The 19,466-nt window shown below is 60.2% G+C and carries 14 protein-coding genes; 9 read left to right on the top strand and 5 right to left on the bottom strand.

Annotation, left to right across the window (positions count from 1 at the left end):
* The first annotated feature begins 209 nt into the window (after window positions 1–209).
* The 3 genes from amt (at window position 210) to FHK95_RS17060 (ending at window position 7,300) form a co-directional block, all read left to right on the top strand.
* The gene (gene amt, locus FHK95_RS17070; protein WP_150305850.1) at window positions 210–3,599 is read left to right on the top strand and encodes an ammonium transporter; all 3,390 of its coding nucleotides are present in this window, start codon (window positions 210–212) and stop codon (window positions 3,597–3,599) included.
* Window positions 3,600–3,743: 144 nt separating this feature from the next.
* Complete coding sequence (locus FHK95_RS17065) at window positions 3,744–5,876, top strand: methyl-accepting chemotaxis protein (protein WP_235906819.1); 2,133 nt, start codon at window positions 3,744–3,746, stop codon at window positions 5,874–5,876.
* Between the two features lie 344 nt (window positions 5,877–6,220).
* Window positions 6,221–7,300: a DUF1615 domain-containing protein gene (locus FHK95_RS17060; protein WP_178114831.1), complete on the top strand. Its 1,080-nt coding sequence runs from the start codon at window positions 6,221–6,223 to the stop codon at window positions 7,298–7,300.
* A 9-nt stretch (window positions 7,301–7,309) separates the two neighbouring features.
* Here the strand turns inward: FHK95_RS17060 and FHK95_RS17055 are convergent, their stop codons facing one another.
* Entirely contained in the window at window positions 7,310–7,774 is a 465-nt protein-coding gene (locus FHK95_RS17055; protein WP_235906818.1) for a methyltransferase family protein, read from the bottom strand.
* Between the two features lie 168 nt (window positions 7,775–7,942).
* Between FHK95_RS17055 and FHK95_RS17050 the strand changes: the two genes are divergently transcribed.
* From FHK95_RS17050 to FHK95_RS17025, 6 genes are all read left to right on the top strand, one after another.
* On the top strand, window positions 7,943–8,461 hold the full coding sequence (locus FHK95_RS17050) for an ATP-dependent zinc protease family protein (protein ID WP_150305847.1): 519 nt from the start codon (window positions 7,943–7,945) through the stop codon (window positions 8,459–8,461).
* Window positions 8,462–8,698: 237 nt separating this feature from the next.
* Window positions 8,699–9,790, top strand: coding sequence for a pyruvate dehydrogenase (acetyl-transferring) E1 component subunit alpha (gene pdhA / locus FHK95_RS17045; protein ID WP_150305846.1), 1,092 nt, complete (start codon window positions 8,699–8,701; stop codon window positions 9,788–9,790).
* Complete coding sequence (locus FHK95_RS17040; RefSeq protein ID WP_150305845.1) at window positions 9,783–10,775, top strand: alpha-ketoacid dehydrogenase subunit beta; 993 nt, start codon at window positions 9,783–9,785, stop codon at window positions 10,773–10,775. The genes pdhA and FHK95_RS17040 overlap by 8 nt, the downstream gene beginning before the upstream one ends.
* Entirely contained in the window at window positions 10,772–11,890 is a 1,119-nt protein-coding gene (locus tag FHK95_RS17035; RefSeq protein WP_150305844.1) for a dihydrolipoamide acetyltransferase family protein, read from the top strand. The genes FHK95_RS17040 and FHK95_RS17035 overlap by 4 nt, the downstream gene beginning before the upstream one ends.
* A gap of 271 nt (window positions 11,891–12,161) precedes the next feature.
* Complete coding sequence (locus FHK95_RS17030) at window positions 12,162–12,353, top strand: hypothetical protein (protein ID WP_150305843.1); 192 nt, start codon at window positions 12,162–12,164, stop codon at window positions 12,351–12,353.
* A gap of 255 nt (window positions 12,354–12,608) precedes the next feature.
* Window positions 12,609–14,666 carry a TonB-dependent copper receptor gene (locus FHK95_RS17025; protein WP_150305842.1) on the top strand — a complete coding sequence of 686 codons (2,058 nt, stop codon included), beginning with the start codon at window positions 12,609–12,611 and terminating at the stop codon, window positions 14,664–14,666.
* On the opposite strand, the gene FHK95_RS17020 is transcribed toward FHK95_RS17025, so the two are convergent.
* The 4 genes from FHK95_RS17020 to FHK95_RS17005 form a co-directional block, all read right to left on the bottom strand.
* Window positions 14,663–15,835, bottom strand: coding sequence for a GGDEF domain-containing protein (locus tag FHK95_RS17020; RefSeq protein ID WP_150305841.1), 1,173 nt, complete (start codon window positions 15,833–15,835; stop codon window positions 14,663–14,665). The genes FHK95_RS17025 and FHK95_RS17020 overlap by 4 nt on opposite strands.
* A gap of 182 nt (window positions 15,836–16,017) precedes the next feature.
* Entirely contained in the window at window positions 16,018–16,815 is a 798-nt protein-coding gene (locus FHK95_RS17015; RefSeq protein ID WP_150305840.1) for an undecaprenyl-diphosphate phosphatase, read from the bottom strand.
* Window positions 16,816–16,968: 153 nt separating this feature from the next.
* Window positions 16,969–18,267, bottom strand: coding sequence for a prephenate-dependent tRNA uridine(34) hydroxylase TrhP (trhP, locus tag FHK95_RS17010; protein WP_150305839.1), 1,299 nt, complete (start codon window positions 18,265–18,267; stop codon window positions 16,969–16,971).
* 122 nt (window positions 18,268–18,389) lie between these two features.
* Complete coding sequence (locus tag FHK95_RS17005) at window positions 18,390–19,466, bottom strand: AbrB family transcriptional regulator (RefSeq protein WP_150305838.1); 1,077 nt, start codon at window positions 19,464–19,466, stop codon at window positions 18,390–18,392.

Here is a 19,466-nt window from a genome sequence, read left to right as displayed (position 1 = left end):
CGGGCGCGAAGATCTCGCAGCCCGAGCTGAGGTGTTAAATCGCCATTATCGTTTGGCGAGCTTGGTATAGAACCTGCAATAGCCATCCCCAGTGACCAGAGCACGCCGCAGCGTGCCGACGTGCACTTATTTAGCGCAAATGGATCTGTTTTGGCGTATCAAAACGCCATCATAGTGCGATATCTGTTTTGCATTGGGGAAAGCAGGGAATGGCATTCGAAATAATTGACGTGCTATGGATCGTGCTCTGCGCCGGTCTTGTCTTCAACATGCAGTTAGGCTTCCTTTGCCTGGAATCGGGCCTGACTCGCAGCAAGAACACCATAAATGTAGCCGTAAAGAACATGGCGGATCTCAGTGTTGCCATCGTTTTGTACTGGCTGTTCGGTTTCGGCCTCATGTTTGGCAACAGCGCACATGGATGGTTCGGCAGCGATCTCTTCATGGTCTCGTTCGACGATACCTGGCGCGCGGCCTTTTTCCTGTTCCAGGTGATGTTCTGCACCACTGCAGCAACCATCGTTTCCGGAGCGGCCGCTGAGCGGATGCGATTCAGCGGGTATCTGGTCGTGACGGTCATTGCGGCTGGACTCATCTATCCCCTGTATGGCCATTGGGCGTGGGCTGGCGCTTTCAGCGAGTCGGTTGGCTGGCTTGCGGCGAGAGGATTCACCGACTTTGCTGGCTCAACAGTTGTGCATTCGGTAGGCGGTTGGATTGCGTTGGCTGTGATCCTGGTGCTAGGGCCGAGGCAGGGCCGGTTTGAGCTGGATCGTGAGGGTCGAAGCCTGCCGGGGTCGAACCTGCCGGTCGCGATGCTCGGCGGGCTTTTGCTCATGTTCGGCTGGTTTGGCTTCAACGGCGGAAGTACCTTTGGCTTTGACCCCATTGTGCCAAGCATCATTGCTAATACTGTTCTGGCTGGCGTAGTGGGCATCCTCGGCGGCATGTTGGCCTCGTGGCTGCGCTGGCGTCATGTCGATCCAGTCTATCCACTAAATGGACTGATTGCCGGGATGGTTGCCGTAACCGCCAGCGCACATGTGATCTCCGCTGGCTCTGCCGTGATTATCGGTTTCACTGGAAGCCTGGTGATGTACGGCGCGGACCGGCTGATGTACCGCTGGCAGATTGACGACGCTGTCAGTGCGGTGCCGGTGCATCTGGCCAGTGGAATATGGGGCACCTTGGCTGTCGCCTTGTTCGCTGATATGGCGCTGCTGAATACAGGGCTTAGTCGCTGGGAACAGTTACTGGTGCAGTGCGAAGGCATCATGGTGGCGGGATTGTGGTCCTTTGGAATGACCTGGATGTTGCTGCGGGTGATCAATCGCTGGTTGCCGATGAGAGTAAGCGCCGAAGCTGAACTGGTTGGGCTGAACGTTTCCGAGCATGGCGCCCGTACCGAACTGATCGAGCTTTTGGACGCCATGGAAGCTCATCAGCAGGACGGACGTTTCGATCAGGAAGTACTGGTCGAGCCCTTCACCGAGGTGGGCCAGATCGCTGCTCAGTACAACAAGGTGATTCGCGCGCTGCGAAGTGCTGTGGGCATGACCCAGGCGATCGTGCGCGACATTCGCGACGGCATCGTGACCTGCTCAGCCGAGGGCGTGCTCACCACCTGCAACCCGGGCGCGGAGCGGCTGTTCGGCAGGGGCGCCGCAGATCTGGTCGGTCAGCCAATGCGGGAATTGGTGGCGGAGCAGGGCTGGCATGGCCTGCCGTTGCCCGAGGCGGGTAACGAGCTGAAGCAGGAAGTGTTGTTCAGCGGGCAAGGTCAGGAGCAGTTTGTCGCTGAGCTAACGGTGAGCCGCGGCGGATCAGATGACAAGTTCTATACCTGCATGATTCGGGATATCACTGAACGCCGGCGGGTCGAGCAACAGTTATATCAGGAAAAGACGCTGGCACAGGTCACGCTGGCTTCGATTGGCGACGGCGTTATCACGACCGGTCCGGATGGCCGGGTTTGTTATCTCAATCCGGTAGCCGAACGACTCACTGGCTGGCGCGCCGCACAGGCTAGCGGTCGCCCTCTTGAGGAGGTATACCAGTTATTCGATGAACGCACTGAGATGCCGCGAGGAAATACCGTTACGGCCCTTTTGCGTCGACACCGCAAGGCCTTGGAGAGGCGCAACGAAACCACCTCGCTGCTGCGAAAACGTGATGGCGAGCAAGTCTACATCCAGGATGCTGTTGCCCCAATGTATGATCAGGAGGGGCGGATCATTGGCGCTGTGCTCACGTTTCGTGACGTTACCTCGACTCGGCGCATGGCCAATGAGTTATCTCACCAGGCTGCCCACGACACCCTCACGGGTCTGGTCAATCGCGCAGAATTCGAACGACGCCTGGCGTTGGCCGTTCAGGGCCAACAGGATAGCGATCGCCAGCAGGTGATCTGCTACATGGACCTGGATCAATTCAAGGTGGTCAACGATACCTGCGGGCACGCGGCAGGCGATGAGTTGCTGCGTCAGCTGGCGCGATTGCTTCAGACGCGCATCCGCAGCACCGATGTCCTGGCGAGGTTGGGTGGGGATGAGTTCGGGTTACTGCTGATCGGATGTTCGCAGGAAGAGGCGATACCCATTGCTGACGATATTCGCAGCCTGGTTGAGGATTTCCGCTTCAGCTGGGAGAACAAGACATTCGCCATTGGTGTAAGCATCGGGCTGGTGCTCATCGGTGAACACCTGCATTCGCTCGGCGACTTGCTTGGTGCGGCGGACAGCGCTTGCTACGCCGCCAAGGACGCCGGGCGCAACCGCATCCACGTCTATCAGGCCGATGATCAGGTATTGCTCGAGCGTCGTGGTGAAATGCTCTGGGTTAACCGCATCAGGGAAGCGGTAGACAGGGATTTGCTCCGCCTGTATGTCCAGCCAATCATACCGGTGCATGCGGAGCCGGGCGGGCCACGCTACGAGGTGCTGGTGCGCATGTTGGGTGAGGACGGACAGATTATACCTCCAGGCGCATTCATGCCCGCCGCTGAGCGCTATGATCTGGCGACGGCGGTTGATCGCTGGGTAGTGGGTAATTTTCTGGCCTGGGTCGGTGATTATCGACGTCGTAGCCAGGACCCGCTCGGACACTATTCAATCAACCTGGCTGCCGCGTCCCTCGGCGAGGACAGCTTCCTCGAATTCGTGCTTGAGACCATTCAGCGTCATCAAGTGCCTGCCAGCTGTATATGTTTTGAGATCACCGAAACCAGCGCAATCGCCAATCTCAGTCGTGCGGTCATATTCATGCAGCGGCTCAAGGCGATCGGCTGCCATTTTGCGTTGGATGACTTTGGCTCGGGGCTCTCATCTTTCGCGTACCTGAAGACGCTCCCGGTGGACATCCTGAAAATTGACGGGGTGTTCGTTAAGGATATCGAGACAGACCCGATCGCCGCAGCCATGGTCAGTTCGATCAACACGATAGGCCATGAGATGGGGTTGAAGACCGTCGCGGAGTATGTGGAGAACGAGGGCATTCTTGAGCGCCTGCGTGAGCTGGGTGTGGATTACGCCCAGGGTTACCTCCTGGGGCACCCCCGTCCTCTTAGCGAGATGGACGGGGTACGCATGATGCCGAGATAGCGTTAACCCGGACCGGAGCAACGAGGGACTGCAGCATAGGTTCGAGATGAAGGTTCTTTATTAGCGCGTCGTTTTTGCTGATCACAAAATTCTTGCCCACTCCTTACTTGAGTCGGGTCACATCAGTGCAGAAGGAAATCAGGGATGTCTCTACATAGCGATGAAATGACCTTTACCCAGGCGGAACGTAAATGGCTGCCTTGGCTAGGTCCAACCAGCAAATTGCGAATGGGGTGGGCCTGCTGGATTAATAACAATCGCTACGGGCAGCTCAAGCATATATTCGAGAGTATCGCTCAGACGCGGGTCCGCCTGTTGCAGCAATGGTGCGATAACCAGTGGAACGCGCTAGCGCTGATGTCCCAGGGCATGGACGCGCAGACCTTTGCACCAGAAAGCGATCGGCTTGGTCAATTGCTGGAAAAGATGCCGGATGCCTCGGAATTGTTCATCCTCAACAGCAGTGGCGAGGTCACTGCCAGCAGCGCCCGGCATGGAGCGGCCTTCAAACTCGATACTGACGCCGTACAAACCGGGCTACAGAAACCGTTCTTGCATGGCCCTTACGTGGACGACCGAACCAAGTCGCTTGGCCCGTCCACCTCCAGCTTTCACGACGCCGTGACACTGATGTTTTACCAGCCATTATCCGCTGGAGGCTGCCTGTGCGCTCGGATACCTAATGATGTGGTGGGCGATTTGATCCAGCGTGAGGCTGGACACATTTACCCCGAGTCTGGCGACAACTACATTTTCATGGTGGATTCGCGTTTTGATCGGACCATCGAGCAGGGCCGCGCGCTCTCCCGCTCGCGTTTTGAAGACGACACGTTCAATCATGGTGACAACCTCAAGAGCGGTATTCGGACTGCTTGGGGCCGGGTGAGCGTGCGAGAACACACTGAGCTCGAGCTACGTTTTACTGACCCGGCTACCGGCCAACTCCACCCCGGCGTTCGTGAAACCATACGTAAGGGACATAACCTCTACGTCGCCTACCCAGGCTATTCTGACTACCGCCACATCCCGGTCATCGGCAAAGGGATCACTTTCAGCCTTACCGGCTCGCCAGATCGCTGGGGCATGATGTGCGAAGCCGACCTGGAAGAAGTTTACCGCTACCGCTCGCTGAGCTATGACCTGATGAAGCTGTTCCTGGGCCTCATGCTGATGATCAGCGGGTGTCAGATAGGTATCGCTTATTCCGGACTCGGCCAGCCTGAGGCCAGCCTGTTGAACCTGTCTGTCGTTGGCTTCTCGGCCTTCTGGTTCTGGCGCCGGGGTACCAAGCGACTGGCCAGGCGCATGGGCCGGATGACTGAGATCATCCGCAACATAGCCGAGGGTGAAGGCAATCTGAGGCAACGGCTGGATACCTCACGCTTTGTCGCTGACGAAACCGGTGAGCTGGGGCGCTGGGTCAACAGCTTTCTGGACAGCCTGGATGCCATCGTAGGGCGGGTCAAACAGGCCAGCCACCATGCGGTGCAGAATAGCGAGCAAATGCTGGGGCATAACCGCGGGGCGAGCGATATGGCCGAAGAGGTGACGCAGAATATTGCCCAGATGTTGACCATGATCGAGGCTCAGTTGGCAACGGTCAGCAGTGCCTCGGTAGCCGCGGCTGAAATGAAAAAGACTATGGCAGAGGTGATCAACTCTGCTCGTCAGCGGCTGGATGTGGTGTGCAGTGGTACGCAGAAGATTCGCGATGTTGTCGCCAGCTCAGCCCTCAGCGTACAGAAGCTGGATCAGCGATCGGGCGAGATTGTGGGAATGGTGTCGGTGATCAGCGACATCACCAGCCAGACCAATCTATTAGCGTTGAATGCGGCTATCGAAGCTGCACGCGCGGGTGAACATGGTCGCGGCTTCGCCGTTGTAGCCGACGAGGTGCGCGCACTGGCCCTGCGTACAGCCAGCGCCGCGGAAGAAATCAGCCGCGGGGTTACGTCTATTCGCGACGCCACAAGGCAGGCGGTGGAATTGATGGAGCAGGGTGTATCTGATGTGGATCTGCAGTTGGAGGACGCAGGCAATGCCTCGGACGATAACGACGTGTTGCATAGTACCGTCGAGCAGCTGTTTGAGGTGATTGCGGTAATGGAGACCAATAGCAAGGAGCATGGTCGTCAGGCTAGCCAGGTCGCAAGCGCTACGGAATCAATGGGCGATGTGGTCCGGACACTGCGTATAAGCTCAGATCAAGCCAGAGAAACTGCCCAACGCTTGCACCAACTATCCGACACCTTCCAGGTCAGCGCGGACCGCGCCTGATGGCTTGTCAGCGTTATCCGATTATCCGCTGACGTTGGGGGGATGATTACCAGATAGATTAAGCATCTGGCACACTTGGGAATCCACCACCCGGTCGACAGTGCCGCCGCAGGGCAGGGCTGTATAGCGGCGGCGCACTTTGACGTCCGGCCTAGGTCATACCTACTCGGTCGCCGCGCGGGCATTGCTATTCGTGGCGAATGGCACTGACTCGACCACAAGTAACCGCCAACATGCTTTCAGATCATATCCCGCAGTCCCGTTTTTCCTTGTCCTGTCCAGCCGCGCTCGGAGCGGAGTTCGAGGTTGCGCACGCAGGTCTCGTTCGACGCTGCGCAGGATTGATGCTGCTGATCGGCCTAGGGATATTGGCAGGCTGCAGCCCGCGGCCCGGCATAATGCCGCCCGAGCACCGCCCGGCTGCGGTTCAGGCTCAGGTACTGCGGCTGCTGCCCGCTGACCTGGCGGACCGGGATGGTTGGGCGCGGGATATTCAGGTGGCGTTCACCACCCTGGATATCGAGCCGGACGCGGAAAATATCTGCTCGGTGCTGGCGGTTACCGCGCAGGAGTCCACCTTCCAGGTTGCTCCGCCGGTGCCTAATCTGGCCAAGATTGCGCGGGAGGAAATCGACCGGCGTGCCAGTAAGTTGCGGGTGCCAGGGTTTCTGGTGACTGCGGCGCTGCGCATGGAGTCGCCAACTGGTGAAACCTATGAAAAGCGCCTGAGTCAGGTGCGCTCGGAAAAGCAGCTGAATGCCGTATTCGACGACTTCATCAGCATGGTCCCGCTCGGCAAGCAGCTGTTCGGCAGCTTCAATCCGGTGCAGACCGGCGGGCCGATGCAGGTCAGTCTTGCCTTCGCCGAGACGCAGCGGGACGTCTATCCTTATCCAATCACTGGGTCGATGCGCGATGAAGTCTTCACCCGGCGCGGCGGCATGTTCTTCGGTATTGCCCACCTGTTGGATTATCCGGCCGACTACACGCGTCCCTTATATCGCTACGCCGACTTCAACGCTGGCTGGTACGCCAGCCGTAACGCCGCCTTCCAGAATGCAGTCAGCAAGGCCACGGGCATTGACCTGGCGTTGGATGGCGACCTGATTGTGCATGGATCCAGCGCAGTGGGTGCGACCGAGCGTGCGGTGCGCTCGCTGAGCAAGCAGCTCGGCATGAATGACAACGCCATCAGGCGGGATCTGGTCAAGAGCACTGAGCTTGAATTTTCCGACAGCCGTTTGTACAACCGCCTGTTCGAGCTGGCCGAGACCCTGCAGGGCGAACCCTTACCGCGGGAGATGATTCCGCGCATCACCCTGGAAAGCCCCAAGATCACCCGTGAACTGACCACTAGCTGGTTTGCCAACCGGGTTGATGAGCGGCGCAGGCAGTGCATGCTGCGTGCCGGTGCGGCGCAGTAGCTGGCGAGGCTACAGCCAGCGGCGCACGGACTGACAATAGCAGGTGTATTCGCTGCCGAACTTCTCGCTGAGCAGGCGTTCTTCAGGGCGAATCTGAAAGCGGTTCATGTAGAGCACGAAGCAGGGCAGGACAAGTAAGGCTGGTGGGTTCCTCAGCCACACTGCCCAGGCTGCCAGGCAGAGCGCAAAACCCAGGTACATAGGGTTGCGGCTGGATCTGTAGATGCCCGATGTGACAATAGCCGTGGTACGCCCCGGCGCGGTCGGGTCGACCGTGGTATTGGCCTGGCGGAAGTTGATTACACCCGCCACCGCGATAATGACCCCCGCAACAGCCAGCAAGCCTGCGAGCGTGGCGCCCCCCGGAATGATCCAGTCAAACTCCGCGAACAGCCGTGACATACCCCACATCAGCAGCATGCAGAGCGCGACCAGCACCAGCGGCGGCACCTTCAATTCGAGCTTGTTCAACACGGGCTCCTCTTACCCTCCATGTCGCTTTGGTATACCCCTCCCAGGGTGATGGATGCAAGGCGCATCCGGGGCCTTTACCCTCAGTCGTCCGACGTGCGGTCGGTCTGTTGCCGAACAGTCTGAAGGCGATGTGGTCGTAGAGGCTCCATAGTTCTTAATGAGGTTTACATGTATTTGAAATCGGTAGCTTTCTTTTCCTGCCTGATGGCGCTTTCAACCGCAGGATTGGCTAACGAACGGACCGTTTACGGCGTCAGCGAAAAAGCACGACTCGCCGACCTGGCGTTGGATGTACCCGCCAAGCTGGACACCGGAGCGGTTACCGCCTCGCTGAGCGCACAGAATATCGAAATCTTTGAACGCCAAGACAGCGACTGGGTACGCTTCGATCTGGCCGTCGATGGCGAGAAGGAGGGCAAGACGCTGGAGCGTCCGGTGATACGCATCAGCCAGATCAAGCGTCGCTCCGATGACATCCCTGATGGCGAAACCAAGGACTACACCACCCGTCCGGTTATCGAGATGGATGTCTGCCTGGGCGGTGAACGGGAGAATATTGAAGTCAACCTGACCGACCGCACCGCGTTCTCCTATCCACTATTGATCGGCTCCACTGCGCTGCAGCAGTTCGATGCTGTGGTTGACCCCAGCCTCAAGTACTCCGCCGGCACGCCTGGCTGCGCCTGAACCGCTGGCCGTTATTCGATTGCTGACCGGCTATCCGGTCAGCAGGTCTGATTCCCTGATCTATACTGCGAGCTAACCGGTTTCGCGCGTTGCAATGACGCCTGCCGGGTGCCCGCGATCCGGGTATGTGCAGAGATGCTGGCCACAAACCAGCCGAGAATAACAGGCCGACCCACAGGTTCGGTCAGCAACCGCCACCGGTGCCAATCGCGACGCGCCGGTTGAGGAGGTCAGTCCATGCCGTTGACTGTGCAGATTCCTTATACCCGTTTAATTGATGATCACGGACAGCCGCAGGGCGATCTGCCGGGCTGGATCGATGATCCGCAGTTGTTGCGCGCGTTCTACCAGGACATGGTGCTCGTGCGCGCCTTCGATCAGAAATGCGTTGCGCTGCAGCGCACCGGCCAGATTGGTACCTACGCCTCGACCCTGGGGCAGGAAGCCATTGGCTCGGCAGTAGGTCATGCCATGACCGCAGAAGATGTGTTGATTCCCTACTATCGCGATACCTCCACCCAGCTGCAGCGCGGCGTCGCCATGCACGAGATCCTGCTGTACTGGGGCGGTGACGAACGCGGCAGCGCCTGGGAGAACCCGGCGGTGGCCGAGGACTTTCCTATCTGCGTGCCCATTGCCACCCAGGCCTGTCATGCCTGCGGGGTCGCCTCGGCATTTCGCATCCGCCAGCAGCCCCGTGTCGCCGTGACCACCTGCGGTGACGGCGCGACCAGCAAGGGTGATTTTCTCGAGAGCCTCAACCTGGCCGGCGTCTGGCAGCTGCCCATGGTGTTCGTGGTGAACAACAATCAGTGGGCGATATCGGTACCGCGCAGCCTGCAGAGCGCCGCCCCCACGCTGGCGCACAAGGCGTTGGCGGCCGGCATTCCCGGTGAGCAGGTGGACGGCAATGACGTGCTGGCGGTCTATGACCGGGTCAGCCAGGCGATTCAGCGCGCCCGCGCTGGCAAAGGCGCCACGCTGATCGAATGCGTCACTTATCGTTTGGGCGATCACACCACCGCTGATGATGCCAGCCGCTACCGTTCCGCCGAGGAGCTCAACGCGGCCTGGAAGCACGAGCCCATCGGGCGTTTGCAGCGGTTTCTGCACGAGCGCGGGCTGTGGGATGAACAGCAGGAGCAACAGCTACAGCGCGCCAATGGCGAGCGCATCAATGACGCAGTGGAACGCTTCCGCAATATGCCGCCGGCGGAGACTGCTGCCGCCTTCGACCATCTGTATGCCGAGCTGCCGGCCCAGTACCTGGCGCAGCGCGAGCAGTTGCAGGCGCGGTTGGATGCGCAGGGAGGGGCGGGCCATGAATGATCAAGCCAGCATTTCGATGGTCGAGGCGATCAACCTGGCGCTGCATCGCGCCATGCAGGATGACCCGGACGTAGTAGTGCTGGGCGAAGATATCGGCACCAACGGCGGCGTGTTTCGCGCCACGGTTGGCCTGCATGAGCGCTTCGGCTTCCGCCGGGTGATGGATACGCCGCTGGCGGAAACACTGATCACCGGCATCAGCGTCGGCATGGCGGCGCAGGGGCTCAAGCCGGTGGCCGAGATCCAGTTCATGGGGTTTATCTATGCCGGCATGGAGCATCTGGTCTCCCATGCCAGCCGCCTGCGCAGCCGTACCCGCGGCCGGCTCAGCTGCCCCATGGTGCTGCGTACGCCGCATGGCGCCGGCATTCATGCGCCGGAACACCACGGTGAAAGCACCGAAGCGCTGTTTGCGCATATCCCCGGGCTGCGGGTGGTGATTCCCTCCTCGCCGCGCCGTGCCTACGGTCTGCTATTGGCGGCGATTGCCAATCCGGACCCGGTGATCTTTCTGGAACCCGCACGGCTGTATCGCTCGGTACAGCAGGTGGTACCGGATGACGGCCAGCCATTGCCGTTGGATACCTGCTTCACGCTGCGCGAAGGTCAGGATCTGACCCTGGTCAGCTGGGGCGCGGCGCTCAAGGAAACCCTCGAGGCGGCGGCGCTGCTCGCCGACGAAGGCATTGACTGCGAGGTGATCGACGTGGCGACGCTCAAACCGCTGGATACCGACACCCTGGTCGCCTCGGTGAGCAAGACCGGACGCTGCGTCGTGGTGCATGAAGCGGCGCGCAGCTACGGCCCGGGCGCTGAGATTGCTGCGACAGTGCAGGAACAGGCACTGCACGCGCTACGGGCTCCAGTGCTGCGCGTGACCGGTTTCGATTGCGTAATTCCCTACGCCCGGCAGGAAATGGCCTATCTGCCGGATGTCGGTTCGATCTGCCAGGCCGCACGTGACGTTATGCAGGGGGAGATATGAAACAGTTCAAACTGCCGGATCTGGGCGAGGGCCTGCAAGAGGCGGAGATTGTCGAATGGCATGTGCAGGCTGGCGATCAGGTCGAGGTTGACCAGTTGTTGGTGTCGGTGGAAACCGCCAAGGCGATTGTCGACGTGCCGTCTCCCTACGCGGGCACCATCGCGCGCTGCTTCGGCAAGCCCGGTGACCTGTTGCATGTGGGGGAGCCGCTGGTGGGCTTCGAAGGGGAAGCAGAAGACAGCGGCACCGTGGTGGGCAATCTCGGCGGTGCCAGCGGTTCAAGCGATCTGGCCGCCGATGATTTTCATATCGGCGCCGCGCCCTCTACCCGGGATTTCCAACCGGCCCGCGCGGCGCCGGCCGTCCGCGCCCTGGCGCGCAAGCTGGACGTGGATCTGGGTCGACTCAGCGGATCAGGTTCCAATGGGCTGATTACCGAGCAGGATGTGCGCGCAGCCGGGGAGGGCCCGGCCGGCTTCGAGGGCACGGCATTGCGCAGCGTACGGCGGACCATGGCCAAGAATATGGCCCGGGCACATGCTGAAGTGGTGCCGGTGATGATCGTCGAGGATGCTGACCTGCATGCCTGGCCGGCTGACGCGCGGGACCCGATTATCCGGCTGGCGCGCGCGATCGCACGCGCCTGTCTGGCCGAGCCGGCGTTGAACGTTGCATTTGATGGTCGCCGGCTCAGCGTTATGACACATGACAAGGTGGATCTGGGTGTCGCCGTCGATACCCCCGACGGTCTGTTTGTTCCGGTACTCCGGGATGTCGCCAACCGCGAGGCTGAGGACCTGCGCGAAGGCCTGGCCAGGCTACGCCGGGACGTGGCAAACCGCTCGATACCGCCTTCGGAACTGATGGGTGCGACTATTACCCTGTCCAACTTCGGCACGTTGTTCGGCCGCTATGCCAGCCCGGTGGTACTGCCGCCGCAGGTGGCGATAATTGGCGCAGGCGTCATCCGCGAGGCGGTAGTGGCCTGGCAGGGCGAGCCGGCGGTGCACGCGATCCTGCCGGTATCGCTGACCTTTGACCATCGCGCGGTCACGGGAGGGGAGGCGGCGCGCTTCCTGAAGGCGCTGGTAGAAGATCTGGAACTCGCGTCATAGCGAGCCTGAGTCGTCGCAGCGAATGCTGCCACGGATGGCGGACTAAGCCCTTGAATGCGAGGGGATTTGCTGAATCCAGCGTTGCCGATTCTCGACCCTGCATCTTGAGCTTGATACGGATCAAACCCAACGCCGGATAAAACCCTGATACTGTCTCTGCCGTTCGCTCCCGGGTTCACCCATTCCCGGAAGCGATAACCAGGGATCTCTATCGTAGCGGGGCTATTGGGTGCGTTCATCATCACTAACCAGACCGACACTTAACGGTGCAATGAACCGGCGCACGCGCGCCTGGTTGGCTGTGCTATTCGGCTGGTGTGTGATGTTCAATGCAGTCGCCTGCTGCGTGCACAGCAGCCATGCGGTTGCCGCCAACCTCGTCAGCGCTTCGCACGACAATGGCGTCGAGCATGCTGGCAGTAAGACCGGCATGGGCTCGGAGATGCCGGGCGAAAAAATATAGCGGCAACCTGGCGGCGTCGCTTGGATGCCCGCTATGTGCCTCGGGCGCCAGTGTTGCGCTGAGCTCGCACTGGACAGCAGAGCTGTTTCCGGTCGGCCAGCCCTTTGCCAGCAGCGTCACGCGGGCTGTGCCTCTGGTCTCCACCGAACGGGCGCATGTGCAGCCACGCGCGCCGCCAGCTGTCTCCTGACTCGTCAATAACATTAGCTCCGAATTTTCGGAACCTGATTTCTGATCGATATTGAGACAACTAACATGTCGCACTCCCCCTTTGTGCCCGCAATACTGTGTCTGGCCGTGGCTGCCGCCAGCACCGCTGCCTGGTCTGTTGAAGACCATTCCCATCATGCGCAGCCGGAAGCGTTGCAGCTGGCGCCGCGGGTGATCACCGCCGTGCAGCAGAGTTCACCACTGACGATCATCACTGACCCGAAACAGGCTCGCCAGCCCATTCCGGCCAGCGATGCAGCCGATTATCTGAAAACCATTCCCGGATTCTCCTCCATCCGTGGCGGTGGAAGTAACAGCGATCCAGTGCTACGCGGGATGTTTGGCTCGCGCCTGAAGCTTTTGACCAATGGCGGCGAAATGCTGGGGGCCTGCCCGTCCCGGATGGACGCGCCTTCCTCCTATATCGCGCCCCAGAATTTTGATCAGCTGACGGTTATCAAGGGTCCGCAGAGTGTTGCCTGGGGGCCGGGTGCATCGGCAGGTACCGTTCTGTTCGATCGCTTGCCGGAGGAATTTGATGAGCCGGGTAGCCGACTGGATGCCACTGCCGTGGCTGCCTCCAACACCCGGCGGGATGTGCAGGTCGATGGCGCATTGGGTAGCCGCGACGGTTACATTCGCCTGAGCGGCAACCGCTCGCGATCCGGCGATTATAAGGATGGAGACGGAGACCGCGTTCCTTCGCGCTGGAACAAATGGAATACCGATCTGGCACTGGGCTGGCGGCCGGATGACGACACTCTGCTTGAACTGAGTGTCGGAGCTGGCGATGCCGAAGCGCGTTATGCCGGGCGCGGGATGGATGGCTCGCAGTTTGAGCGCGAAAGCCTGGGCCTGCGCTTCGAGAAAACCCTGCACGAGGGTGCGTTGCGCGAGCTGGAGGCCCGCTTCTATTACAATTACGCCGACCATGTGATGGATAACTACAGTCTGCGCACACCGCCCACCACCGGCATGATGGTTGGACCGCGGGCGACCAACGTGGACCGCCGTACCCTGGGCGCGCGCTTCAGCGCTACCTGGGGCTGGGACGATATCGAACTGCTTGCCGGCCTGGATGGGCAACGCAACGCGCACCGTACCCGAACGGGCATGGGTGTAGACAGTTACGAGAATCAGGCCTGGCAAAAGGATGCCGAATTTAGCCAGATCGGCATGTTCTCCGAACTGACCTGGTCGCTGAGTGACAGGCAGCGCTGGATCGGCGGTCTGCGGCTGGACCAACATCACGTCGACGACCTGCGTGCTCGCGTCAGCGGCGCCATGATGGGCATGACGATGCCTAACCCCACCGCCAACGACAGCCGGCGCGAAACCCTGCCCAGCGGATTTGTCCGGTTTGAGCACGACCTGTCCGACATGGCTGCCACCGCCTACATTGGCATCGGCCATGTGCAGCGTTTCCCTGATTACTGGGAGTTGTTCTCGCCCAAAGGCTCTCCGGGGGCAGTCAACGCCTTCGATGGCATCGAGCCGGAACGGACTACTCAGCTGGACCTGGGCATTCAATATCAGCGCGAAGGGCTTGAGGCCTGGGTGTCGGCCTATGCGGGCATGGTTAACGACTTCATCCTGTTTGATTACGGCACCGGTACCAGCACCGCCAGCAATATTGATGCGCGCATCATGGGTGCAGAAACCGGCGTTGCCTATGAGCTGACCGATAACTGGAAGACCGACGCCAGCCTGGCCTGGGCCTGGGGCAGAAACCGCAGCGATGGCGAGGCCCTGCCGCAGATGCCACCGATCGATGCGCGTTTCAATCTGAGTTATGAGCGGGACAACTGGAGCGCTGGTGCACTCTGGCGCGTAGTCGCCGAACAAAGCCGCACAGCCATCAACAAGGGCAGCGTGGTCGGTCAGGATCTCGGGGATTCGTCAGGCTTCGGCGTGTTCTCGCTTAATGGCGCTTATCGCTTCAGTGAGGCAGTAACGCTGAGTAGCGGCGTGGATAACCTGCTCGACAAGACTTACGCAGAGCACCTCAATCTGGCGGGGAATGCCGGGTTTGGCTTTCCGGCAGAAACCCGAATCAACGAACCCGGCCGCACCCTGTGGGCCAAACTGGACCTGAGCTTCTAAACGGCTTCAGCTGTGCGCCATTCGCTGGCGCACAGCTGATCACGCCCACTGTTCTTCGCCACGTACATTCGGCCGTCGGCGATTTTAAATAACTGGCGATACGTTTCGGCGTGGTCGAAACAGCGTTCGGCCAACCCAATGCTCGCGGTCAACCGTGCGCCGTCAGGACGCGTGCCGAAACCTGCAGTACGCAGGCGGTCGATAGCCTTGCGCGCCTGGGTCATATCGGTATCGGGCATGATCAGCAGGAACTCCTCGCCGCCCCACCGCACCAGGCTGTCCGAACTGCGCAGGCAACCCAGAACGCAGAGGGTTGCCTCGCGCAGCACCTTGTCCCCAGCATGGTGACCGAAACCGTCATTGATGCTCTTGAAGAAATCCAGATCGATGAACGCGACGGCAAGTCCGCTGTTATTGCGCTGGGCAGCAGCCCATTGCAGGTTAAGAATCTCCTCGCCGCTGCCGCGGGAATAGACACCGGTCAAAGGGTCACGAATCGCCTGGCGAATCAGCGCGATCATAAACGCCAGCTGGCTCATGCAGGCCAGGCTGGTCACGCCAGCGATCAGTACCAGCAGCCAGAATGCCCCCATGAATGAGGGCCAGCTCAAGGTACTCCAACTCAGATAGCCGGCGAGCGCTTGAGCCAAGAGTAAGACCAGGCCCAGCGTCAGATTCTCGACCAGCGTCAAAGGGAAAATCGCCAGTCCTGCCATCAGCACGAAGGGCAGAAAGGCATAACCGGCGCTCACCGCACCGGAAAACGCCGCCAGGTTGTAACTGCCCAACAGGGTGTGCGAAATGACGTAAAACACCGTCGGTATGGCAAACAGGATAGCGATTGCCCGATAGGCATCAAACAGATTGCCGCTGGGCCGATACATCAGCAGCAGGCAGATGGAGGCGGCACATACGCTCAGGCGCAAGGCTGCCAGAATCAGCCACAGGTGCAGCGGAAACACCAGCGCATCGACAATGCTCCATAGCGGCGTGAGCACAGCAAAGAGGAACGCGAAGAGTCGCACGCGGTTAACGATCAGCGTGGCGCGGCGCTGACTGAGCAGGAAGTTGTGCCGGTGTGGCGATAACAACCGAGGTATTTCACTGGCCGCGAGTTCGTTGGGGAGCAGCGAGCGCATCCGGTCACTGAGAGCATCAAGTAGCGGCATTGTTATTAGTCATGGTTAGTCGTCGTTAGCTATTATCGGGATAATGGCTCTTCGACACTATTAAAGCATGGGTTTTCCAGCAGGTTATTGATCCCGGTCATTGACGTCGCCAGTAACAGGTCAGGTGCTGTAGTGAATAAAAAGACTGCCGGCGCAGCAGGCGCTGCGCCGGGTGGCATTGATCAGTAAAAGATCCAGAGCAGTGCTACACCCAGAACAATCCGGTAGATCACAAAGGGCTGCATGCCGATGCGGTTGATGAACTCGAGGAAGAAATGAATGCACAGGTAGGCGCTGACGCCGGATGCGACGATGCCGCCCGCCATGGCCAGCCAGTCGACGACAACATCGGCCTGAATCAGATTGATGGTTTCCAGTCCGCAGGCAAGCACGATTACCGGTATCGACAGTAGAAAAGAGAACCTCGCCGAGGCTTCACGGCTTAGCCCCATCAGCAGGCCCGCAGTCATGGTGATGCCTGAACGTGAGGTGCCTGGGAACAGCGCCACAGCCTGGAAGAGGCCAATGACGGCGACATCTTTCCAGTTCATCTGATGCTCAGTGCGCTCGCCCTTGTGTCGCCAGTCCGCCCAGCTCAGGAGCAGGCCGAACACGATCAGGCCGGCTGCGATATATACCGGTGATCTTAGAACGGTCTCGATCGTGTCCTTGAACGCCAGGCCCGCGAGGCCGACGGGGATGGTGCCGAGGATGACTGCCCACGCCAGTTTGGCGTCCGCATCCAGTTGCCTGGTAGTCAGCGAACGGGTCCAGCTGGTGGTCATGCCGATGATATCCCGGCGGAAATAAATCACTACCGCAGACAGGCTGCCCAGATGCAGGGCGACATCAAAGGCCAGACCCTGGTCTGCCCAGTCGGTCAAGACCGGCACCAGAATCAAATGGGCCGAGCTGGATACCGGAAGAAATTCAGTGACGCCCTGAACGATCGCCAGAACGATAACCTGCAGCCAATCCATAGAAATCTACTCTCCGAAAAATGCCGGCCGCGAGCGGCCTGTTCAGCCAGCGCAGGCGGGCGAAGCTGGATGTCCGCCCACGGCTGCGTTGTAAGGCAGCATTATGCCGAAAAAATTCCATCCCTCTCTATGAAAAAGCCGCAGGTGATGCAATCAATCTTTCAGGCAACGCAACAACAGGCCCATTTTGGCACTGGCCGCGGCGGGACGCGGGATGCGCACCACGTGGCCGTCACCTGGTGCGACCTCCAGCGAGCGACCCTGGCGATCCTGCAGCGTTTCCAGAGCCAACGGATAATTGCCCTGCGGCGTCATCAGCTCCAGTCGATCGCCGACGCTGAAGCGGTTCTTCACCGCGATGGTCAGCCAGTCGTCGTCCTCTTCCAGAACCTCACCGACAAACTGGTGACGCTCCATGCGTGAGGCGCCCTGTTCGTAGTTCTGATAGACGCCCGGCGGGTGGCGGCGGTAAAAGCCTTCGGTGTAGCCACGGTTCGACAGGCTTTCCAGGTCATCCATCAGATCCAGATTGAAGGGCCGGCCGGCGACGGCATCGTCGATCGCTCGGCGGTAGGTCTGCACGGTGCGCGCGACATAGAAGTGGGACTTGGTGCGGCCCTCAATCTTGAGCGAGTGCATGCCCATATCAACGAACCGCTGGACGTGCTGGACGGCGCGCAGATCCTTGGAGTTCATGATGTAGGTGCCGTGCTCATCTTCCTCGATAGCCATGGGCTCGTCTGGCTTGTCACTCTGGTTGAGCAGATATACCGGCTGGGCCGCGACTTCCCTGACCACGGGTTCGACGTTGCCTTCGGCAGTCTCCGTTGCCGGTTGCAGGTCGTATTTCCAGCGACAGGAATTGGTACAGGCGCCTTGATTGGCGTCCCGGTGATTGAAATAGCCAGACAGCAGGCAGCGGCCGGAATAGGCAATACAGAGCGCGCCATGGACAAAGACTTCCAGTTCCATGTCCGGGCACTGGCGGCGAATTTCTTCCAGTTCGTCCAGTGATAGCTCGCGGGACAGAATGACCCGCTCCAGACCCTGCTGTTGCCAGAACTTGACGGTGGCCCAACTGGTGGCATTCGCCTGGACCGATAGATGCACCGGCAAGTCCGGCCAGCGCTCGCGCACTAGCATGATCAACCCCGGGTCGGACATGATCACGGCGTCCGGTCCCATGGCCACGACTTCCTCCAGATCCCGGAGATAGGTGGTGACCTTGCTGTTATGCGCCGCAATGTTACTGGCCAGATAGAATTTTTTACCCTGCGCATGGGCTTCGGCAATCGCCTCAGCCATCAACGCCGGGTTGTGGAAGTCGTTTTCACGTACGCGCAGGCTGTAACGGGGTTGGCCGGCGTAGACCGCATCGGCGCCGTAGGCAAAGGCATAACGCATGGCTTTCAGGGTACCGGCCGGAGCCAGGAGTTCGGGAGCGTGGGGCATGAAGCGATCCTGTGTACAAGACAAGAAAGCCGCGCAGGATAACGGCCCAGGCCGAGCCGGACATTGATCAGGCTCAAGAAGTGGCCACGAACCCCCTCCTGACCTGAAAGCCCCGTTTCTCTTCAGGCGTTCAATCGACGTGACAGCACAATCAGCGCCTGCGCGCACAGCTTGCCGGTGAGCACCACTCCAATCAGTCTCAATGTTTGCAGCGCGACGACGAAACTGGCATCGGAGCCGGTTTCCACCGCGATGATCGCCATGGCATCCAGACCGCCGGGCGAAATAGCGAGAAACACCGAGAGAAAATCGCGGGAGAACACCCAGCTGATCGGCCAGGCGAGGCCGGTGGTCAGGAGTATCAACGCCAGGTTGGCGGTGATGATGGTCGGCAATAGCCTGGCGACCCGCAGCACCGTGGCACGGTCGAAGCGCAGGCCGATATAGCTGCCGATGGCGCCATAGGCCAGCGCGAGGATCGGCTCGGTGAGGGTGATGTCCAGCCAGCCGAGCAGCTGTAGGGCACTACCGAGAATCACCGGCGTCAGCAAGGCACCGGATGGCACGAACCGGCCGCTCAAGGCACCGATGAAGGCGACCAGCAGGGTGGCAGCCAGACCGATCAGGCTCAGCGGAACATCGGCGGCGTCTGAGACGGGCTGCATGGCCTCTGGCGCAACGACCAGATGACTGATCCAGGCGCCAAGCATTACCACGCACACCACCCGCACATACTGCATGCAGGCGACCAATCGACCGTCTGCACCGTCTTCCTCTGCCATGGCAATCATGGCTGATGCAGCCCCGGGGGCTGTGCCCCAGGCGGCGGCGCTGGCGGGAATACCGCCGAAGCGGATCATGCCGAGCCCCACCGCAGCGCTAAGGACCAGCGTCACTACGGTCATGATCAGCATCAGGTGCCATTCGGAGGCCATCGCCAACAGCACGCCCAGCGTGACGGATTTGGCGACCATCAAGCCGACGATGCCCTGACCGGAGCGGAACAGCAGCCGGGGAACATGGATGCTGCTCCCGGCTACGCCCATGCTCACGGCGACAATCATCGGTCCGAGGAACAGCGCCGCAGGCAGTCCAATGTAATGCAGTAGATAGCCTGCCAGGGCGCCGCCGCCAATCAGGATTATCCACTGTAGCCAACGTGGCAGCGCACTAAGCAGTGTGGAGGATTCGTTTTTCAT

The organism is Pseudomonas saliphila (genome assembly GCF_008638345.1).
Taxonomy (GTDB): domain Bacteria; phylum Pseudomonadota; class Gammaproteobacteria; order Pseudomonadales; family Pseudomonadaceae; genus Halopseudomonas; species Halopseudomonas saliphila.
This window is presented reverse-complemented; position numbering and strand designations above follow the sequence as displayed.